We start from the raw sequence: 19,964 nt of genomic DNA, 5'->3' as shown, positions 1-19,964 counted from the left end.
GCAGTGACGCTCGCATCACCACCAACGGTTAAGTTAGCCGCTGTTAAGTCATCGCCGTCAACATCGCTCGCTTGAGCAAGTAATTGCTCTTGGCTCAACGTAATTGAACCATCTTCGTCCACGCTGTACGCCAAGTCGCCCGATACCGGAGCATCGTTCACAGGCAGAACATCAATGTTTGCTGTAGTGGTTGCGGTTGCGCCGTCTTCATCGGTCACTACTACATCAAGGCTAACATCACCGTCGAAGTTTGCGTTTGGTGCGAAGCTGAACGTACCGTCACCATTATCAGTAAAGATACCGTCTGAACCGGTGTAGTTAACGCTATCAATCGCCACTTCACCTTCGATATCTGAAGCATTCGCCAACAGTTGCTCAGAACTGATGGTAATCACTTCATCTTCGTTCACGGAGTAACTTGTTACACCTACAATTGGCGGATCGTTCACCTCAAGTACAGTAATACCCGCGGTGGTTGCTTCAGTCGCGCCATCTTCATCCGCTACAACAACATCTAGGCTCACTTCGCCGTTGAAGTTTTCGTTTGGTAAGAAGGTGTAAGTACCATCGCCGTTGTCTTCAAATACACCATCCGTACCAGAGTAAGTCACGCTATCGACGGCAACCTCACCTTCGATATCCGAAGAGTTCGCTAGGTTCGGTGTAACTTGTTACACCTACAATTGGCGGATCGTTCACCTCAAGTACAGTAATACCCGCGGTGGTTGCTTCAGTCGCGCCATCTTCATCCGCTACAACAACATCTAGGCTCACTTCGCCGTTGAAGTTTTCGTTTGGTAAGAAGGTGTAAGTACCATCGCCGTTGTCTTCAAATACACCATCCGTACCAGAGTAAGTCACGCTATCGACGGCAACCTCACCTTCGATATCCGAAGAGTTCGCTAGAAGCTGCTCATCGCTGATGGTAATTGAGTTGTCTTCATGAACGGTGTAAGACGTGCTACCTGCAACCGGTGGATCGTTCTCTGGTGTCACACTGACATCAATGTTGGCTTGAACCGTATCTGTGCCATCTGACACATCAAAGCTAAAGTTCACGTCACCATTGAAGTTCTCATTTGGTGCGAAGCTGTAACTGCCATCGCCATTATCAGTTAGGACACCGTCTGTTCCAGTGTACGTTACACCTTCAACACTTAGGTCGTCTCCCTCAATGTCCGTCGCACCTGTTAATAGGTCTTCGTCATTGAACGTTACCACGCCATCTTCGCCGACTGTGAATGTCTGGTCTTGTGCTTCTGGACCATCATTCACTGGTGAAACGGTTAACTCTAAGTTAGTAGAGACAACATCATCACCATCCGACACATCGAAGGTGAAGTTAACATCCCCGTTGAAGTCAGCGTCTGGCGTTAATGTGTAAGTACCATCCCCGTTATCTGTGATAGTTATGCTGTCGTCATCAGTCGCTAAGTTAAGCGCTGTAAGTTGGTCGCCATCTAAATCGCGAGCGTTAGCCAACAAGTCTTCTTGCGTGATGATAATTGAACCATCTTCTTCCACTGTTGCGGCAACAGGGAGTGCTTCAGGTGCGTGTTCAATGTGCGCGCCTGTCGCATTAATGTAGATGGTTTGAGAGACCGTTTCAGAATCATCATTCGATAGCTCTGTTGCGGTTGCAGTTACATGAACTTCAAGCTGTTCATTAAAGTCTTCCGGTAGCTGGATTTGCAGCTCTTGTGCGATAGCCGTTGTTGGTAGCGTTACAGAACCATCCGGGCCAACCGTTACCTCACCGCTATAGATTTGGCTGTTCACCTCACCCACATCAATGGTGAAATTGAAATCGGTATAGTCAGCGTCACCGCCGCCATACAAATCTTCAAACCCGTAAACCAGCTCGCCGTCTTCATTAACCGTGGTGCGAGTATGTTCGATACCATCTTGGTTTAGTTGAGCACTTGAACCACCGTGGAAGATCGCGTCACCATTCTGGCCTTGAATCACTGTTTCAGTGCCATCGGCAGCAACAAACACAAGTTGAGGATCAACCGTGTCCATATTTGCAGGCGAACCATCTTCAGCACGGAACTCATACTGACCTTCTTGCATCGCGTCAAAGTCGTTGTGCTGATGTCCGTTTGGAATCAAGAACAGGTTGAAGCTTTCACCTTCTGCAACTTGGAAGCTGAATTGATCTTGCCCTGGGACAAGGTCACCGCCACCACCAACTTGTGATGCGTTTTCGTAAACAACTTCAACACCTGTGATGTTACCGTCTTCGTCAACTTTGTAGTAACCCGCTGCGTTTTGGTAGCCCGCGGTTTCGCCTTCAAACGTTACTGTGATTTCAGTATCGTTGTAACTGGTGATACCGTTCTTTTGATCATTCAGAACGCCTTCGTTATCGTATTGGATAACCGAACCTTCTGGCACACCATCTACCGTTACGGTGAGTGTTTCAGACAAGTCTTGGTCGACAAGTGCCGCAGCAATGTTCAGTTCAACAATGCCTCCTGGCTCAACCAAAATAGCTTGGTCATCAACGTTAACGCCATCGCCATCGGTAATCACAAGATCCGGCGCATCCGCGACCGCTTCAATGTGAACATTAAGGTCTTGCTCGACTTCAGTTGTGCCGTCGGTCACGGTAAAGCTGAACTGTAGATCACCACTAAAGTGCTCTTCAGGAACGAAGCTGAACGTGCCGTCACCATTGTCGGTGACTGTGCCTTCATCGCCAGAGTAATTAATGCTAGTAACGCTTAGGTCGTCGCCATCAATATCAATCGCACCACTCAACAGATCTTCTTGAGTGAACAGGATGCTGCCATCCTCTTCAATGTGGTACAGGCCTGGAGCAACAATTGGAGTGTCATTCACCGGATTAACGGTCAATGTCATATCATTAGACGTGCTCAGCTCACCGTCACTCACCTCATAAGTGAATGCGATATCACCGTTGAAGTTCTCCGAAGGTGTCACCGTGTAAGTGCCATCGCCATTGTCTACGATACTTGCATTTGGATCGTTAGTTTCAAGCGAAGTAGCAAACAGCTCATCGCCATCTTGGTCACTCGCGTTCTCCAACAGCATCTCTTGTGTAACCAGAATTGAACCATCTTCGTCAACATCCGCAACCATTGGCGTTGCTTCTGGTGCGTCGTTGACGAATTCAACTTTCAGGTCGATGTTTGCCGCGACCACATCAGTGCCGTCGCTCACATCAAACGCGAGATCAACATTGCCGAAGAAGCCCTGTTCTGGCGTTAATGTGTATGTTCCATCACCGTTATCCGTGACTTCTACTGTGTCGCTCGCGCTAGTCACATTCACCACAGACAGCTCATCGCCTTCAATGTCTGTCGCTTGTGCCAGTAGCTCAGCTTCGGTAATGGTAATGGCTTGACCGTCTTCCGTGGTGAAAGACATGTCCGGCACATCTGGCGCATCGTTGATAGGATTTACGGTTAAGTTAAGGTCAGCTGCAACTGTCTCAATCGCATCTGTCACATCGTAAGTGAACTCAATCTCACCAAAGAAGTCGGCGCTTGGTGTGATAGTGAAACTACCGTCGGAGTTTTCTACGATAACCGCATTTGGATCATTGGTCGCTAAGTTAACCGCTTCAAGATTGTCGCCATCGACATCTGTCGCGTTCGCTAACAAGTCCTCTTGCGTAATGGTGATTGAACCATCTTCATCAACCGCCGCTTCTATTGGACCGCTCACTTCAGGGCCTTCGTTGACAATCTCAACGTCAACTCTTGCCGTGCTTGGTGCGCTTGCTTGACCATCACTGATATCGAAGGTCAGGTTCACTTCACCATAGAAGTTCTCAGCAGGTTCGAAGGTGAATGTGTTGTCGCCATTGTCTGTTAGCGTACCTTGCGTTTGGTCTGCAAGCAGTAGGTTTTCGACATGGAGAATGTCACCATCGACATCCGTCGCGCCAGATAGAAGGTCTTTCGCTTCAATGACAATCGAGCCATTTTCTAGCATTTGGGTGTGTAGCGGCTCACCTGGAACTGGAACATCGTTAACAGGCACAACCGTTAGGTCTAAGTGCGTTGCCACTTCATCAGTACCATCGAACACCTTGTAGTCGATGTCAATTTCACCGTTGAAGTTTTCATTCGGCATGAAGGTAAATGTACCATCGCCATTGTCGACTAAATCACCGTCATCACCACCGTAAGTGATGTCAGAAATCGACAGCGTATCGCCTTCTACATCTGTGGTATTCGCCAACAAATCATCTGCGCTAAACGTGATTCCTTGGTCTTCATCTGTCGATAGAACAATTGGGCCAGAAACGATTGGCGCATCATTCACCGATTCGAAGTTGATGTTAATGATGTTGTCGTCAGTTAGCTCACCATCACTAACTTGGTAACCGAGCTCAATTTCACCGTAGAAGTTTTCATCCGGTGTTACTGTCCAAGTGCCATCACCGTTATCTGTTAGTGTTGCATGCTCTGAGTTTTCACCCACCAGCTCTAGATTTTGAATATCAAGATCATCGCCATCAATGTCTGATGCTTGAGCTAGCAGTTGTTCTTCAGTAATCACAACAGAAGCAACCTGAGCTGAACCTTCAGTATCGATAGTGATATTAGGAAGATCTGCAGTTAGTTCGATTTCGTTGTCACCCGCATGGATGTTCAATTCAACCGTTTCAGTGATTTCAGAACCGTCTACACCGATCGATGTGAACACGGCTTCATCATGACAAGTTTGTGACACTGTCATGTTTTGAACAACATAAGTACCGTTACCTTGCACTGTGCCTAGTTCAAAGTAAGACACAGGTTGGTCAACAGTCAGTGTGTAATCGGTCTCGAACGTACCACGGTCTTCTTTGTGGTAAGTCATCGAGTCGATCATGTCTCCGTCTTCATTGAAGGCGCGAATTTCTACTTCTGTAAAGTGACGCGACTCTTCCATGAACCAACCACCCAAACCATCTAGGTGGAAGCTAATTTCGTTGATGTCTTGGCCTTCAACAGAAATGGTCAGTTTCTCATCACCACTCAAGCCTTGACGGTCAGTATCACCGATACCATGACCAATATGAGTATTACCATTCCATGCACCCAGCGGATCATCGTTACTTTGAACCGTAACCGTTAAGTCACCATCCGAGAATTCACGAGTATATGGGTCAACTTCTGTTCCCCAGTCATCCACGCTCGCATTATCATCGAAGGTACCAATTTGCGTTGTATGAGTACCGTTTGCTAGAGCATCTTCACTTGGCACGAAACGTACTTCCGTGTCAGCTGGTACTTCTTGACCAACTTCCAGTACTACCCACTCATTATCAAGATTAGCTTCAATAATGCCGTTTTCTGGTGCTTGATCTAAACGTAATGCAGCCTCTTCACGAAGCGTTACACCAACTGTTTGGTCTTCTTGTGCTTGGATGAAGATCTCTTCACCCGCTTCTGGTGCGTCATTGACTGGGTTAACGGTTAAATCCAGTGTGGTCAGGACTTCATTTTCACCATCGCTGATGCTGTATGTGAAATCTAACTCGCCATTGAAGTTTTCTGTGTGCGTGATAGTGAATGAGCCATCGTCATTCGCAACGATCGTCGCGTCAGGATCGTTGGTTTGTAGGTTAGTTGCCGTTAACTCATCACCTTCAACGTCGGTCGCATTCGCAAGTAACTGATCTTGAGTAATAGTGATTGAATTATCTTCGTCAACTTCAGCCTGAATGCCCGAAGTTTCAGGGCCGTCATTCACAGCAATAACATCAATTCCTGCTGTGGTAGTTGCCGTAGTGCCATCTTCGTCAACGACCACAACATCCAATGAGAGGTCACCGTCGAAGTTTTCGTTTGGCGTAAAGGTAAATGTGCCATTACCGTTATCGACGAATGAGCCATCATCACCGCCATAACTCACACTTGATAGTGAAACATCGCCTTCAACATCTGACGAATTCGCTAATAGCTGCTCATCACTAATAGTGATTTGGCCATCTTCTTGCATTGTGTAAGACGTTGAGCCCGCAACTGGCGGATCATTCTCTGGCGTTACGCTAACATCAATAACGGCAGGTGTTGAACCTGTGCCATCAGAAACATCGAATGAGAATTGAACATCACCATTGAAGTTTTCGTTTGGTGCAAAGCTGTAAGTACCATCACCGTTGTCACTCAGAACACCGTCTGCACCTGTGTAAAGTACATTTTCAATCGACAGCTCATCACCATCAATATCCGATGCTCCAGCAAGTAGGTCTTCATCGGTAAACAGTAATGTGCCGTCTTCTTCAATTGTGAACTGTTGATCTTGCGCTTGTGGCAAGTCATTCAGTGGATTAACAGTAATATCGAGACCAACTTGAACCTCACCACCATCGTTATCGATGATATCGAAGCTTAGGTCTAGGTCGCCGTTGTAATCAGCGTCTGGTGTAATGGTGTAGCTGCCATCCTCGTTTTGTTGAATGGTCGCGTTTTCATCCGTCGATAGGTTAATCGCTTCTAGATTATCGCTATCGATATCGCCCGCTCGTGCTAACAATTGATCTTGTGTCAGCGTGATTGAACTGTCTTCGTTAATCGTGTAAGCCAGATCACCAGATACCGGTGGATCGTTGATTGGCAGTACATCAACGTTGATGTGCGTTTCAACCGTAGCGCCACTTTCATCTTGAATAGTCACATCCAGTTGAACCTGACCATTAAAGTTTTCATTTGGCGCGAAGCTGCATGTACCATCACCATTGACGGTAAAGATGCCGTCTGACCCGTCGTAGTTGATACCGACAAGCTCGACGTCACCTTCAACGTCTGAAGCATTCACAAGAATCTGTGATTCGCTGAACGTTAGAACCGAATCTTCATCAATGGTGTAAGACGTTGGCCCTGCAACAGGTGGATCGTTCACTTCAAGAACGGTAATACCTGCTGTGGTTTCATCAATTGCACCCTCTTCATCTGCGACAATCACATCAAGGCTAATGTCACCGCTGAAGTTTTCATTAGGAAGGAAGGTGTAACTGCCGTCGCCGTTATCTTGGAACACACCATCGGTGCCGCTGTAGGTCACGCTATCGACCGACACCGCACCTTCAATATCCGAAGAGTTAGCTAATAATTGCTCATCAGAAATGGTAATCGCATTGTCTTCGTTCACCATGTACGAAGTAGAACCTGCAACGGGCGGATCGTTTTCAGGCGTCACACTCACATCAATGTTTGCGCTGACCGTTTCTGTGCCATCAGAGACATCGAAACTGAAGTTCACATCACCATTGAAGTTCCCATTTGGTGCAAAGGTATAAGTACCATCACCATGGTCTGTTAATACACCGTCACCACCAGTGTAGCTGATGCCTTCTACGGTGAGGTCATCGCCATCAATATCGGTGGCACCTGCAAGCAGGTCAGCGTCAGTGAATTGCAGCATACCGTCTTCTTCAATGCTGAATTGTTGGTCTTGAGGAACCGGTAAGTCATTAGCAGGATTAACGGTTAAATCCGCAGTAGCTTGAACCGTGTCAGTGCCATCTGTGATGTTGAATTGGATATCAACGTCACCGTTAAAGTTCGCATCCGGAACAATGGTGAAGCTGCCGTCATCATTAGCGGTTACTGTCGCGTTGCCATCAACCGTTAGGTCGCTCGCAGTGAGGTCATCGCCCTCAACGTCAGATGCTTGAGACAGCAATTGTTCTTGGCTCAAGGTAATTGAACCGTCTTCGTTAACGTTGTACGCCAAATCACCCGATACTGGTACATCGTTAATTGGCAGAACATCCACGTTGATGACCGTATCAACTTCTGCGCCGTCTTCATCACGAATGGTCACATCAAGTTGAACTTGGCCATTAAAGTTCTCATTCGGTGCAAAGCTACAAGTGCCGTCACCATTGACTGAGAAGATGCCATCTGGACCGTCGTAGCTAATGCCGACAAGCTCAACATCACCTTCAACATCAGAAGCGTTAAGTAGCACTTGTGACTCACTGAATGTAAGCACTGAATCTTCATCAATGGTGTAAGACGTTGGGCCAGCAACTGGCGGATCGTTCACTTCTAGTACGGTGATACCCGCAGTTGTCGCATCGGTCGCGCCCTCTTCATCGGCAACCACTACATCAAGTGCAATTTCGCCGTTGAAGTTCTCGTTTGGCGAGAAGGTATAAGTACCGTTACCGTTGATTTCAAGAACACCGTCACTACCCGAGTAAGTCACGCTATCTATTGATACATCCCCTTCGATATCTGAAGAAGTTGACAATAGTTGTGCATCAGAAATGGTAATAGAATTGTCTTCATTCACCGTGTAAGACGTCGAGCCCGCAACAGGTGGATCGTTCTCTGGAGTTACACTTACATCGATGTTTGCAGATACGGTATCGGTACCATCAGACACATCGAAGCTAAAGTTAACCTCGCCATTGAAGTTTTCATTTGGTGCAAAGCTGTATGAGCCGTCACCATGGTCCGTCAGTACCCCATCAGTCCCTTCATAGCTGATGCCTTCAACCGTTAAATCATCACCTTCAATATCGGTTGCACCTGTTAGCAGATCTGCATCTGTAAAGATGAGCGTACCGTCTTCCTCAACACTGAATTGTTGATCTTGAGGAACTGGCAAGTCGTTGATTGGATTAACTGTTAGGTCAGCAGATGCTTGAACCGTATTGGTGCCATCGGAGATATCGAAGCTGATATCGATGTCACCATTGAAGTTCTCATCTGGCGTGATGGTAAAGCTGCCATCTTCGTTCTGAGTAACTGTTGCATCACCATCAACCGTTAGGCTACTAACTGTTAGGTCATCGCCTTCCACATCGGATGCTTGCGACAGCAGCTGCTCTTGGCTTAGATGGATAGAACCATCTTCATCTACCGAGTAAGCTAAGTCACCCGACACTGGCGCATCATCCACTGCAGTTACGCTGACATCGATGTTTGCTGAAACCGTATCAGTACCGTCAGACACATCAAAGCTGAAGTTGACGTCGCCATTAAAGTTTTCATTCGGCGCAAAGATGTACGTACCATTTCCGTTGTCGGTCAGGATACCGTCGCCACCATCGTAGGTCACACCTTCAACCGTTAGGTTGTCACCTTCGATGTCCGTGGCACCGGTTAACAGGTCGGCATCAGTGAAGATGAGCGTGCCGTCTTCTTCCACGCTGAACTGTTGGTCTTGAGGGACTGGCAGGTCATTAACTGGGTTAACAGTAAGGTCTGCAGAGGCTTGAACCGTATTGGTGCCATCAGAGATATCGAAGCTGATATCGATGTCACCRTTGAAGTTCTCATCTGGTGTGATCGTGAAGCTGCCGTCTTCGTTTTGAGTAACGGTTGCATTACCGCCCACCGTTAGGCCGCTGGCTGTAAGGTCATCGCCTTCCACATCGGATGCTTGCGACAGCAGCTGCTCTTGGCTTAGACGAATTGAACCGTCTTCGTTGATTGAGTACGCGAGGTCGCCCGAAACTGGCGCATCATCCACCGCAGTTACGCTGACATCGATGTTCGCAGACACCGTATCGGTGCCGTCAGACACATCAAAGCTGAAGTTGACGTCGCCATTAAAGTTTTCATTCGGCGCGAAGGTGTACGTACCATTGCCGTTGTCGGTCAGGATACCGTCGCCACCATCGTAGGTCACACCTTCAACCGTTAGATTGTCGCCTTCAATGTCCGTGGCACCGGTTAATAGGTCTGCATCAGTGAAGATGAGTGTGCCATCTTCTTCAATTTCAAAGGTTTTATCTTCTGGCACAGGCGCGTCATTGATCGGACGAACTGTTAGAACGATGGCGCTGCTTATGGTTTCTTGTCCGTCACTGATGTCGAAAGTAAGGTCCAATTCGCCATTAAAGTCAGCTGAAGGAACGACGGTGAAAGTACCATCACCATTGTCTTGAACTGTTGCATCAGCACCAACTTGAACGTTAGAAGCAACAAGCTCGTCCCCATCTACATCACTTGCGTATTCGAGTAATTGTTCTTGAGTGAATGTTATGGAGCCATCTTCATCCATGATGTAAGCCAGATCTTGTTCAGCTTCTGGCGAATCATTTTCGCTTTCTACTTTGATTTTGAACGTTTCACTTACCGTTTCAGAATCAAAGTCATCTTCTACTTCACTGATGGTCTCTTCGTCCGAAGCTTGAACATCAACGGCGAATGTCTCTTCTACCGTTTGTGAATCTAAATCATCGCCCACGGGTTGTTCGTCAGAGCCAGAAGAATCCGCACTAGGCGCAGCTGACGTTCTCGCGGCTTGGCCCTGTTCTTCATTGCCTTCAGCATCTGAACCACCTTCAGAAGCGGTACTCTCGCCACCACCTACTGCTTGAGCACCGGCTCCTGAACCGCCGCCACTGCCTGCTGCATCACCTGCACCGGCGTCCGAAGCGGCACTGTCTACAACGTTTGATTGAGCAGCATCTGAATCACCACCACTTTCTGGTGTGTCCTCTTGAACCGCACCACCTGAAGCCGCTGCTTCTTCTGAATTACCAGCGCCACTTGGGTTGTCTTCTAACGCTTGGTTAATTTCGTCTGCTGCGTCGGTGTTTTCAGCACCCGTCGCTATAGTAGACGCAATTGTATTCTGTTGGTTTTGTTGATTCTGCTGCTGGGAGGGTGTACCCGCGTCGTTCGTGTCCGTTTGTTCTACCGCGTCATTTAGATCTTCGTTTTGGTTATTTTCGCCTGCCATTACAGCCTCCGTTGCTACTAGCTAACTGATCGTATTTAGAAGCATTAAAGGACATCATTTTGAAAAACCAATTTTTTATACAACATTTTTCAAAATTACTTTTTAAAGAGAAAGAATCAAAAAAAATTTGAAAACTGCCTTTAAAGATCCTTAGTTATTGTGATTAAAGCAATTAAGGCAGTGGAGCGATGATTGACATGACAAATTTGTTGCGCTCGGTCGACAACAACCACAAAGGGCTGCAATTGCTATTAGGCGACTTTTACAATGACTTTTCTGACGCAGCCCTAAATATAGAAGAGCTTCATAAAGGTAATCGTTTTGATGAACTCAACAGCTACTCAAAAAAATTAAAGGCCATCTTAACTTTGCTTTGCGATCAAGACCTTCCGCCCAAAATGGCTAAATTGGAACACTTGAGTAGACACGGTTTCCATGCGCCGCAAGAGCTTATAGAGGATGTAAAAACTGAACTACAAAACGTCAATCGACAAATCAACCACTTGTTGGATATTAAGGAAGTAATAGATGGCAAGTAACCGAGGTTAGTCATGAGCAATAACCAAATAGAACATCACCTCAGAAAAGCTATTGTTTCCAATAACGAGGCTTCTAAGGTCACAGCGGATGACACTATTGTGCTTGCTAGTGCCATGACCAGCGTTCACAAAACGTTGCTCATTATATTCTTGCTCGCTTTAGTCGCTATCGCCGTGGCGTCACAGGCACGTATCGACATTGTTGTTTCTGTGCGTGGAGAGTTGTTATTAGAGTCTGATGTAGAGAAGGTTCAACACCTAGAAGGTGGGATATTAGAAGAGTTATTGGTGAGAAAAGGTGAAGTCGTATACGAAGGCCAACCTATCGCGCGAATCCGTTCACTCGACCGCAACACTCAGCTCGACACCGTGAACACGGAGATCGTTCAGCTTGAGCTCGACAAGATTCGTTATGAAAGTTTGCGTGACATGGTGGAACCCAATTTCGCCAACTTCATTGAACAGTATCCAGAACAAGTACAGACCAACATGAACACGTGGCGACAAGAGTTCTCAAAGAACCGTTCAAATGAAGAACTCATCACACACGATATTAAGCACAAGAATTCGTTAATCAGTTCAATGTTAAAGCGTCGCAAAAGTTCTGAGAATCAACTCTCTCTGATACGTAAGCAGCTCAACATCAAAAACACCCTCTATAAAGAAGAGATGGCGTCATATGTCGACGTTCTTAACATGAAAGTACAAGAATCCAATATGGTTCGTGAGATTGAGAACCTTGATGAGTCTGTGATGAATGAACGATTTCAACTCGACAAACTGGAAAAACAACATCGAGATTTGGTTGAGAATCGTAACTCTGAATATCAAGCGCAAATCATTCAAGCGAATAAAGACCTCAAGCTGAAGCGAATCCTACAACCGCAGCATTCTGACAAGGTTGACCGCCTCATTGTCTACTCACCAGTCGATGGTGTGGTCGACAAACTACACTTCAACTTCCGCTCTGCGGTTATACCACCTGGCGAAAGTATCGCTGATATTGCACCAATCAATAACTCGTTACACGGTGAAGCAAAGATCCCGCGTAAAGACATGGGTTTTGTTGAAATTGGCCAAGCAGTGAAAGTAAAAATGGACACTTATAACTTCGCCAAATATGGATTTGTTGAGGGGACCATCGCCTCAATAAGCCGTTCGTCTTATGAAGAAGAAGATGCCGAGTTCTATTTAGCAGAGATTGAAATTGACCAAAACTTTCTTGAGCGAGGAGGCACTCAATACAAGTTATCGCCTTATATGGAGTTTACTGCCGACGTTAAAACGGGCTCACGCCGTGTAATCGAATACGCAGCAAAACCAGTGATGTCTGCCATCGAAGATGCATTCGATGAGAGGTAATTAATGAGCGGAAAACCTTCTTACAACATTTCCGTACCGGCCTTGCGACTCAGCATCTTGCTTAGCGTCGTACTGGCCGCTCTCGCTTTCTATTTATACTTTTCTTGGTCGAAAGTAGATTCTATTGCACAAGTGCAAAGTGCCCCACTTCTAATACAAGCTCAAGAACTCAACCAGACCATAGAACTTGATATCCAAACCTTGCAGCATTGCTTAAAAGCGAACAACTGCAGCAGCAATGAGTTGAACCTATCAACGCTGAAAAGTGAAATCGACGAGTTTCGCTCATTGGCCTCATTGAACAAAACCGATTTCAGTCTGGTTGGCGCAACCGAATACACACAACTAGAATTGGCTATTAATCGCTTTTCCGGCAGCGCAAAAACACGCAACGACGTGCTCGATTTATACCTGTCGCTGACGAACAACTACCTGCAGATGGACGACAACTATCGCACCATATTTAACAACCATGCCAGCGACCTGATGTCTGAGAAAAACGAGTTCTTTGTCTGGTTGTTTATGGTGGTCGTGATATTGGCTGTGATTGCTGCGCTGTCGAACCTAGTGGCCATATTGAAGCTGAAGAAATCCAGCTCTAACGAGCGTCAAATTGATTATGAGTTTGATGCCTTGTATCAAGAGTTGAAACAGCTGGATTTACAGAGACTTGAAGAGCTTCTCAATGAAGTGAGTATCAATCCTAAACAGCGCCAGATCTACTCTCACCTCAAGCTGATCTTCAGTAAATTGGAAGACCAAAAACGCAATAACGATCTGTATAAACAACTATACGCACTGATTGGCTATGAGATTCGCGGTATCACCAACACCATCAACGGCGGTGTTCAGTATCTGGTTCAAGAAACCGATGAAAGCGGTGTGTTAATGGCGAAGGACATTACCTCTGCTTCTAATACCCTATCGGAACTTGCAGAAAACTATAACCGACTGATTTCTCAAGGAACGGAAAGCAAATCGAAAGAGTTCTCGCTGCTCAGTGTATTATCAGAATTGATGATTCACATTAGCGCTAAAGTTCAGCGAAATGAAGGCGAACTCGACTGTTTTATCTCTGATAATTTACCAAACCGTGTTGCAGGCCAATCCACCAGCCTATTCTGGATTTTGTTTCTGCAGCTTTCGAATGCTATTCAACTCAAGTCGAATAAGAAGCTATTTGTCACGATTGAATCAGGTGCAGCTTCAGATATGGAAAACACCCGTGTCACCATCAACCTCAACTTCTTATCAACACTGGATGTCTCTGTTGCCAAGCTCAATAAACTTCACTGGAGCACACATAAAGATCACACGGCTAACACAGACGATTTAGCGAAAAGCGTTTTGAAAGATTACGGCTATTACGAAAGCCATTGGTTCCAATCGGGAGCGCAGGAACGCTTTCAGATTGAGCTCGACCTAAAAGCGAAGAACTTCCACACAGAAAAAACACGCTTCGATGGCAAGCGATTACTGCTGTGCGCGAATACTCAAGTTCGTATCGATGTGATGAAGAAAATGCTCAGCAATTTGGGGCTGGATATCACCGAAATTCGCACTGCCAATGAGTTGTTCTCAGCTGCGAAAACATTTGGTGAATACGATGCAATTATGTTGACCGATACCTTTGAACCCAACAAATTGCCTTCACTCAGCAAAACGGTCAAATCCCAGCTTAAAAATCACCCTAATACCAAGCTATTGCTGTCGGTGACCAATACGCAGCAAGCGCAAGAGTGTCATAGCTTCGTCGATAAGATCATTAACTCCCCTGCGATTCCTTATGAGTTCATTCCAAACCTACTCACCATTATGGAAGCGGAAGCATCAGAAGAGCAGATGGAGAACAGCTCATTCCTAATCGTAGAGGATGACCGAGTTCAGCAAATCTTACTCAAACGAATTTTGACCAAACAAGAGTACGAACCAGACACGGTCGGCGACGGTGCCGACGCAGTGAAGCACTTCATGAATCAACGTTCTGACATCATCTTCATGGACTGCATCATGCCGGGTATGGGTGGCATTGAGGCGACAAAACGCATTCGCCAGTTTGAACAAGAAAACGAGAAAAACCCTTGTACCATCATAGGTGCAACCGCATTGACCAGCAGTAACGAACACCAGGCTTGTATTGAAGCCGGAATGGATTACGTGATCAGCAAACCTTATAAAAGCGACGAAATCATCAAGGTGATCAACAAGTATGTGGCGGTACAGAAACTTAACTAGCAGCATCATAGCTGCGCTTACATTAAGCACGACACCTTCAGCATCGGCGACTACCCTGCTTGAGGCGGTAGAACTCGGCCTGCAAAACAGTCTCTCTCTTCGCGCGAGTGATAAAGGAGTCGAAGAGAACAAGTACAACATTGGTATCAGCCGCTCTAAATTTCTTCCTTCCCTCAATGGTGCTGCCGATACCACATGGAATGAAAATAAAACCTTGCTATCAAGTGTGCCTGATGAAACTTCAAGCTATAACTCGAACAGCTACAGCCTCTCCCTGTCCCAATCGATATTCAATCTCGGCGATATTTTCAAATATGGAACAGCAAAACTCGACTTCAATATCGAAGAGATTAAACACGAGAACAAAATCCAAAGTACTATTTCGGAAATCGGCTCTCAGTACTTTGAGTACTTGAAAAACAATGCACAAATCAAAGCGACCAAGGTAGAGCTTAAGTCGTCTGAAACACGTGAGCATCAGATGCGACGCAATGTGGAGCTCGGCAATACAGCCGCCAGTGAGCTTTATGAAGTGATTGCTCAAAAAGAAGGTGTGTCGAATCGATTGAGAACCTTGCAAAAAGATCGACGTGTTATTCTCAACGGGCTATCGATTCAGATTCAATACCCTATTACTCCGTCGCAAGACATATACGAAAGTGTACCTCTTAAAGAGATAAACGAGACCGAGCAACGCTCAATCATGGATCAAGCATTAAAGCTCAACAACGACTTACTAGTAGCCAAGAAAAACGTCGAGAGAAGCCGACGAAGCTTAAAAGAGAGCGGTTCGAACTTCTTACCTACTGTATCGCTTTCAGCCAGTTATCGTCACGATGACGCCAATAACTACGACAAAACCGACATCACAGCGACAGGTGAAAGTAACTCAACCAGCGTTGGCTTAAACCTAGCCGTGCCTATCTTATCTGGTGGCTCTGATTACTACGGTTATCAAAAATCATCGACCGCCATCGAGCGTACCGAACTGCTTTACCAAGACTCTCTTTATACAACACGTAACAGCGTCAATACCGCAGTCCTCAACATTAATGATTTCTCGCAATCTATTAGCAGTTACGAAAACATCATTCGTGCCAACTATGCGTCTTACAAAGGGATCCAAAGAGCTTACCAGTTAGGTACACGTACCATAACCGACCTGCTTGCCGCTGAAAGTAAACTGTTTAGCGCCTTAAGAGACTACGAAAGCGCACGATACGACTACATCATAGAGACCATTAAGCTTGAACAAACAAAAGGCGTACTCTCGATTAAATCTATCGAAAGCATCATGCAATTAATGAGCGATATCGAAGGTCGCGATAATCAAGAACTCGTGCCTAAACACCTTCTTTCAACGGATTCATTGAAGAAAGGAGGCCGTAATGCAAACTGAGCAGTTTTCTCAAAAGATCAATATGGCAGATAAGTGTTATCTGACTTTCTCTACGATAATTTCTACCTTATTTGGCTTGGTATTGCCCTTCTCTATTCTGATCATTTTTGATCGAGTATTACCCAACCAAGCTCAAGACACCTTGTTCTTATTGTTCGCGATTATCTTGATTTCTATCTTCCTCGACTACCACCTTAAAAGTCAGGAAGAGAAGATATCTTCCGTCATCATGAGGCAGTTTGAGACCAACTTAACCAACAAAGTATTCCAATCCATCTGTTTGGCTGAAATCTCTAAATTTCGTCGCTTAGAACCGGGCGAATACCTAGAACGAATCTCAACCATTCCAGAGCTTAAAACCTTCTTTGGTGGCGAATCGGTTCGAGCGCTGATTAACCTAGCCGTCAGTGTGATTACCATCCTCATTATTGGCCTAATTAACATATGGGCTGGTGTGACACTTCTTATTGCCTCGCTGATTTTAGCCATTTTCGCTTGGAGTCTTTCTAAACAGAAGATTGGCAGCTTACAGAATAAGTCAGATATCGAAGGCTTAACCACATCCAAAATCATTGAGATCATCTCGAGCCCATTGGATATCAAAGCTCGAAACATGGAATATCGCGTTGAAAGCTTAATGACTCAAATGGTTGAAGAGCGTGAAGTAGAGAACATCAAGTATGAGCAAATTGAATCGAACTTCGGCCTTATATTGGCGCTGATTCAACAACTTTCTATTGCTTGTGTGGTTGTCGTTTTGGCGACAGCGGTAATCAATATGGAATCTAGCCAAGGCATCATGGCTGCAATCATCATGCTGACCAATCGTTACTTCGCGCCCTACCAACAAGTGATGCGTACTGCGAGCCGTTGGGAGCTAAACAAGCTCCACATACAACGTATTGCCGAACTTCTTGAACTGGCAGCCTCTGTTGAACACCAACATGAGACAACAGAGGTAGAACGTATTTCTGTTAAGTATTCGGAAAAACAGCGCATCGAGTTCGAACTCGGCCAAGCCTATTTACTGACAGGGAAAAGTGGCTCAGGCAAAACCCACCTCGCCAACTGCATTACAAGGCAGAATAGTGATAGCAAGTTGGACATCATGATTAACGACACGCCTCTCGATGACGTTAACTATAACGTTTGGCGTAACAGTGTGTTGATGGTCGATAAGACAAGCTCGTTCGTCGAAGGAACCATTATCGATAACCTCACCTGTTTCCGCCCGAGCTTGAATAATACGGCTTTCGCCTTATGTGAAACCATGAACATCAAGGCACAAATCGATGGGTTGCCTGCAGGTTTCTATACCGAACTCAAAGGTCACATACGTAACCCATTCTCACGCCAAGTTGGTTACGCGCTGTTATTAGTACGAGCCCTACTCGCAAGTAAACGTGTATTGATATTCGATGACATTGATTGTGTGTTTGATGAAGAGTTTGCACGTGTTGTACTCACCAGCACCGCCTATCGTGCTAATGACAAGATCTTAATCATCGCCAGTAACAAGATGGATAAACTTAACCACCGCCTCAAACGTGTCAAACTTACGGGAGGTGACCAATGAGTATCCTAGTTGACTTCAACAACGTCCCGCAGCGTGTCTTAGATTTCGAAGCGAGCGGTTATGATGAACGCTACAGTCAATCGCCACTTATTCGTGGTTTGGCCTACACCTTGATAGCTCTCGAATGGGAAGGCACGCCCGCTATACTCAGCGATGCTTTTATTCCAAAACCCAAAGACGGCGATAGCTTTACTGCAACCATAGAGCGCCTTGGGTACCGTTGTGATGTAACCAAGTTAAAAACACTCGAAAATATCGATAAGCACCCTCACCCATGCTTTATCGAGATAGAAAACCTTAGTGCTATCTTCTTGGGTACCAAAGACGGAAAACTGCTTCTGTTTGATTACACAAACAACAACACCATTGAGTATCCAATGTGTAAGAAGCCTTGCTTATTGATTGCAATCAGCGAATATTCTCGTTTATTCCGCGAACCACCGCCGGAATCGCAAGACCGCAGTAATTGGATTAAATACGCTTTCTACCGTTACAACAATGAACTTAAAAGTCTGATGATTCTCAGCTTCGTCATCAGTATTCTCGGTGCATTACAGCCCTTCTTTATTATGAGTGTATATAACTTTGCACTGACTTCGAGCTCTCAAGCCACACTCTATTGGTTAACCTTATTTGCCATTATTGTTGGCTTCTCGGAGTATTTCTTTAAAAAGATGCGGGTCAACATCATTGCCACGTCCGGTAAAGATCTCGCCGTGCACATCTCGCAAGCCGTAATATCGAAACTACTGTGGCTGCCCTACGCAATGACATCTACAGCTGGGGTCTCTTCTCAGTTAGCACGTTTGAAAGATATCGATACCTTCCGACGCTTGGTGACTGCCGAATCGACGCTCAGCTATTTTGACATGCCGTTTGTGATCGTATTTATCATCGCCATTGCTCTGATGTCTGGTACAGCAGCATTGGTGGTGATGGGTGGTTTAATCCTGATGTTAGTGTTCTGTATTTACTCGCGCTATATCTACTCGCAAGCCACGTCCAAAAGCTCACGCGCAAATGCGATGGTCTCGTATCAATGGAACGAAATCCTTCGTGGTATCAAAACTATCCAAGGCCTGCCTTTACTTCGTGTCGTTCAATCTCGATTCAGTGCATCGCATATGCAAAGTACCAGTGATGCCGAGAACGTTGCCGTGACTAACAGTAAGATTCAGGCCGCCGGTGGCAGTTTGATTCAAGTGATTGGTACAGCAAGTATCGTGACCGCAGTTATTGGCGTGATGGAAGGTACTTCTGATGCGGGAGCAATGCTCGCGACCGTTATTTTAGTTTGGAAAGCGTTAGGCCCGATTATGGGCATCTATAACTCAATTTCTAAGTTCCAGTCGATCAAAGCTTCATCAGCACAGATCAATAATTTGATGTCGATGAATGATGACAAATTGACCTTAGAGAAAAGCCCACCGATTCGTCTATTCCAAGGCAGCATTGTGGGAAGTGGTGTCAGCCATCGTTACACAGGCGCAGCGACTGGATTAACCAACCTTGGTTTCAAGATACCTCCTAGTGCAAAAGTCGTTATTTGTGGTCCAACTGGCTGCGGAAAAACCACACTCATATCGATCATTGCTGGTTTAGAAGACCGCTATCAGGGAGCTGTGTCTGTCGATGGCTATAACATCAAGCAGTTCAACAGTTACCGTTATCGAACTTCGATTAACTACATCCCTTTCAATCTGCACATTTTTGAAGGCTCTTTGGAGACTAACTTCATTCTGCACAATGGGTTAATCCCTACTGAAAAGATGCAAGAGATCGTGAGTTTCTTCGAATTAGATGAATGGCTCCCAGAGGGCTTAGCGACTCAATTGAGTGTCGATAAATGCAAGAGCCTTCCCAATGGCATTCAGCAAAAGCTGCGTCTAGCGCTTGGCTTAGGTAACTGTGAGCAATCTCTGATAATCATTGATGAACCATTCAACGGGGCTGAAAATGAAAATGCTCAGTACTTCAACCGTTTATTCAGCGATAAGTTGCTGAATAAAACCGTCATTTTTTCGACCAATGATCCCGGTTTGATCGCGACTTCTAACATGAGTTTGGTTCTCGAACCCGATGGGAATTTGAAATATTTTGGCTTAACAGATAAATACTTAAACAGTTTAAGTTAAACACGACAACGCTTATTCACAAATTACTCGTTAGATAAATGGATGTAATTGAC

General features: G+C 45.7%; 6 protein-coding genes and 1 pseudogene. 6 read left to right on the top strand and 1 reads right to left on the bottom strand.

Going from position 1 to position 19,964, the window contains the following annotated elements:
• Positions 1-10,665, bottom strand: a pseudogene (locus L1D22_RS12170) (tandem-95 repeat protein); the annotation flags it as partial.
• 188 nt (positions 10,666-10,853) lie between these two features.
• Here L1D22_RS12170 and L1D22_RS12165 point away from each other — a divergent pair.
• From L1D22_RS12165 to L1D22_RS12140, 6 genes are read left to right on the top strand one after another with little or no spacing between them, the layout of a single operon-like run.
• Positions 10,854-11,204 carry a hypothetical protein gene (locus tag L1D22_RS12165; protein WP_239829996.1) on the top strand — a complete coding sequence of 117 codons (351 nt, stop codon included), beginning with the start codon at positions 10,854-10,856 and terminating at the stop codon, positions 11,202-11,204.
• Positions 11,205-11,216: 12 nt separating this feature from the next.
• Positions 11,217-12,566: an HlyD family type I secretion periplasmic adaptor subunit gene (locus L1D22_RS12160; protein ID WP_239829994.1), complete on the top strand. Its 1,350-nt coding sequence runs from the start codon at positions 11,217-11,219 to the stop codon at positions 12,564-12,566.
• A 3-nt stretch (positions 12,567-12,569) separates the two neighbouring features.
• A complete protein-coding gene (locus L1D22_RS12155; RefSeq protein WP_239829992.1) occupies positions 12,570-14,801 on the top strand; it encodes a response regulator in 2,232 nt (743 codons plus the stop codon).
• Complete coding sequence (locus tag L1D22_RS12150; RefSeq protein WP_239829990.1) at positions 14,776-16,200, top strand: TolC family protein; 1,425 nt, start codon at positions 14,776-14,778, stop codon at positions 16,198-16,200. Before L1D22_RS12155 ends, L1D22_RS12150 begins: the two co-directional genes overlap by 26 nt.
• Positions 16,190-17,776 carry an ABC transporter transmembrane domain-containing protein gene (locus tag L1D22_RS12145; RefSeq protein ID WP_239829988.1) on the top strand — a complete coding sequence of 529 codons (1,587 nt, stop codon included), beginning with the start codon at positions 16,190-16,192 and terminating at the stop codon, positions 17,774-17,776. The genes L1D22_RS12150 and L1D22_RS12145 overlap by 11 nt, the downstream gene beginning before the upstream one ends.
• Entirely contained in the window at positions 17,773-19,911 is a 2,139-nt protein-coding gene (locus tag L1D22_RS12140; RefSeq protein ID WP_239829986.1) for an ATP-binding cassette domain-containing protein, read from the top strand. The genes L1D22_RS12145 and L1D22_RS12140 overlap by 4 nt, the downstream gene beginning before the upstream one ends.
• Positions 19,912-19,964: the final 53 nt, after the last annotated feature.

The sequence above is a fragment of the Vibrio sp. Isolate34 genome (assembly GCF_022397915.1).
Taxonomy (GTDB): Bacteria; Pseudomonadota; Gammaproteobacteria; order Enterobacterales; family Vibrionaceae; genus Vibrio.
This window is presented reverse-complemented; position numbering and strand designations above follow the sequence as displayed.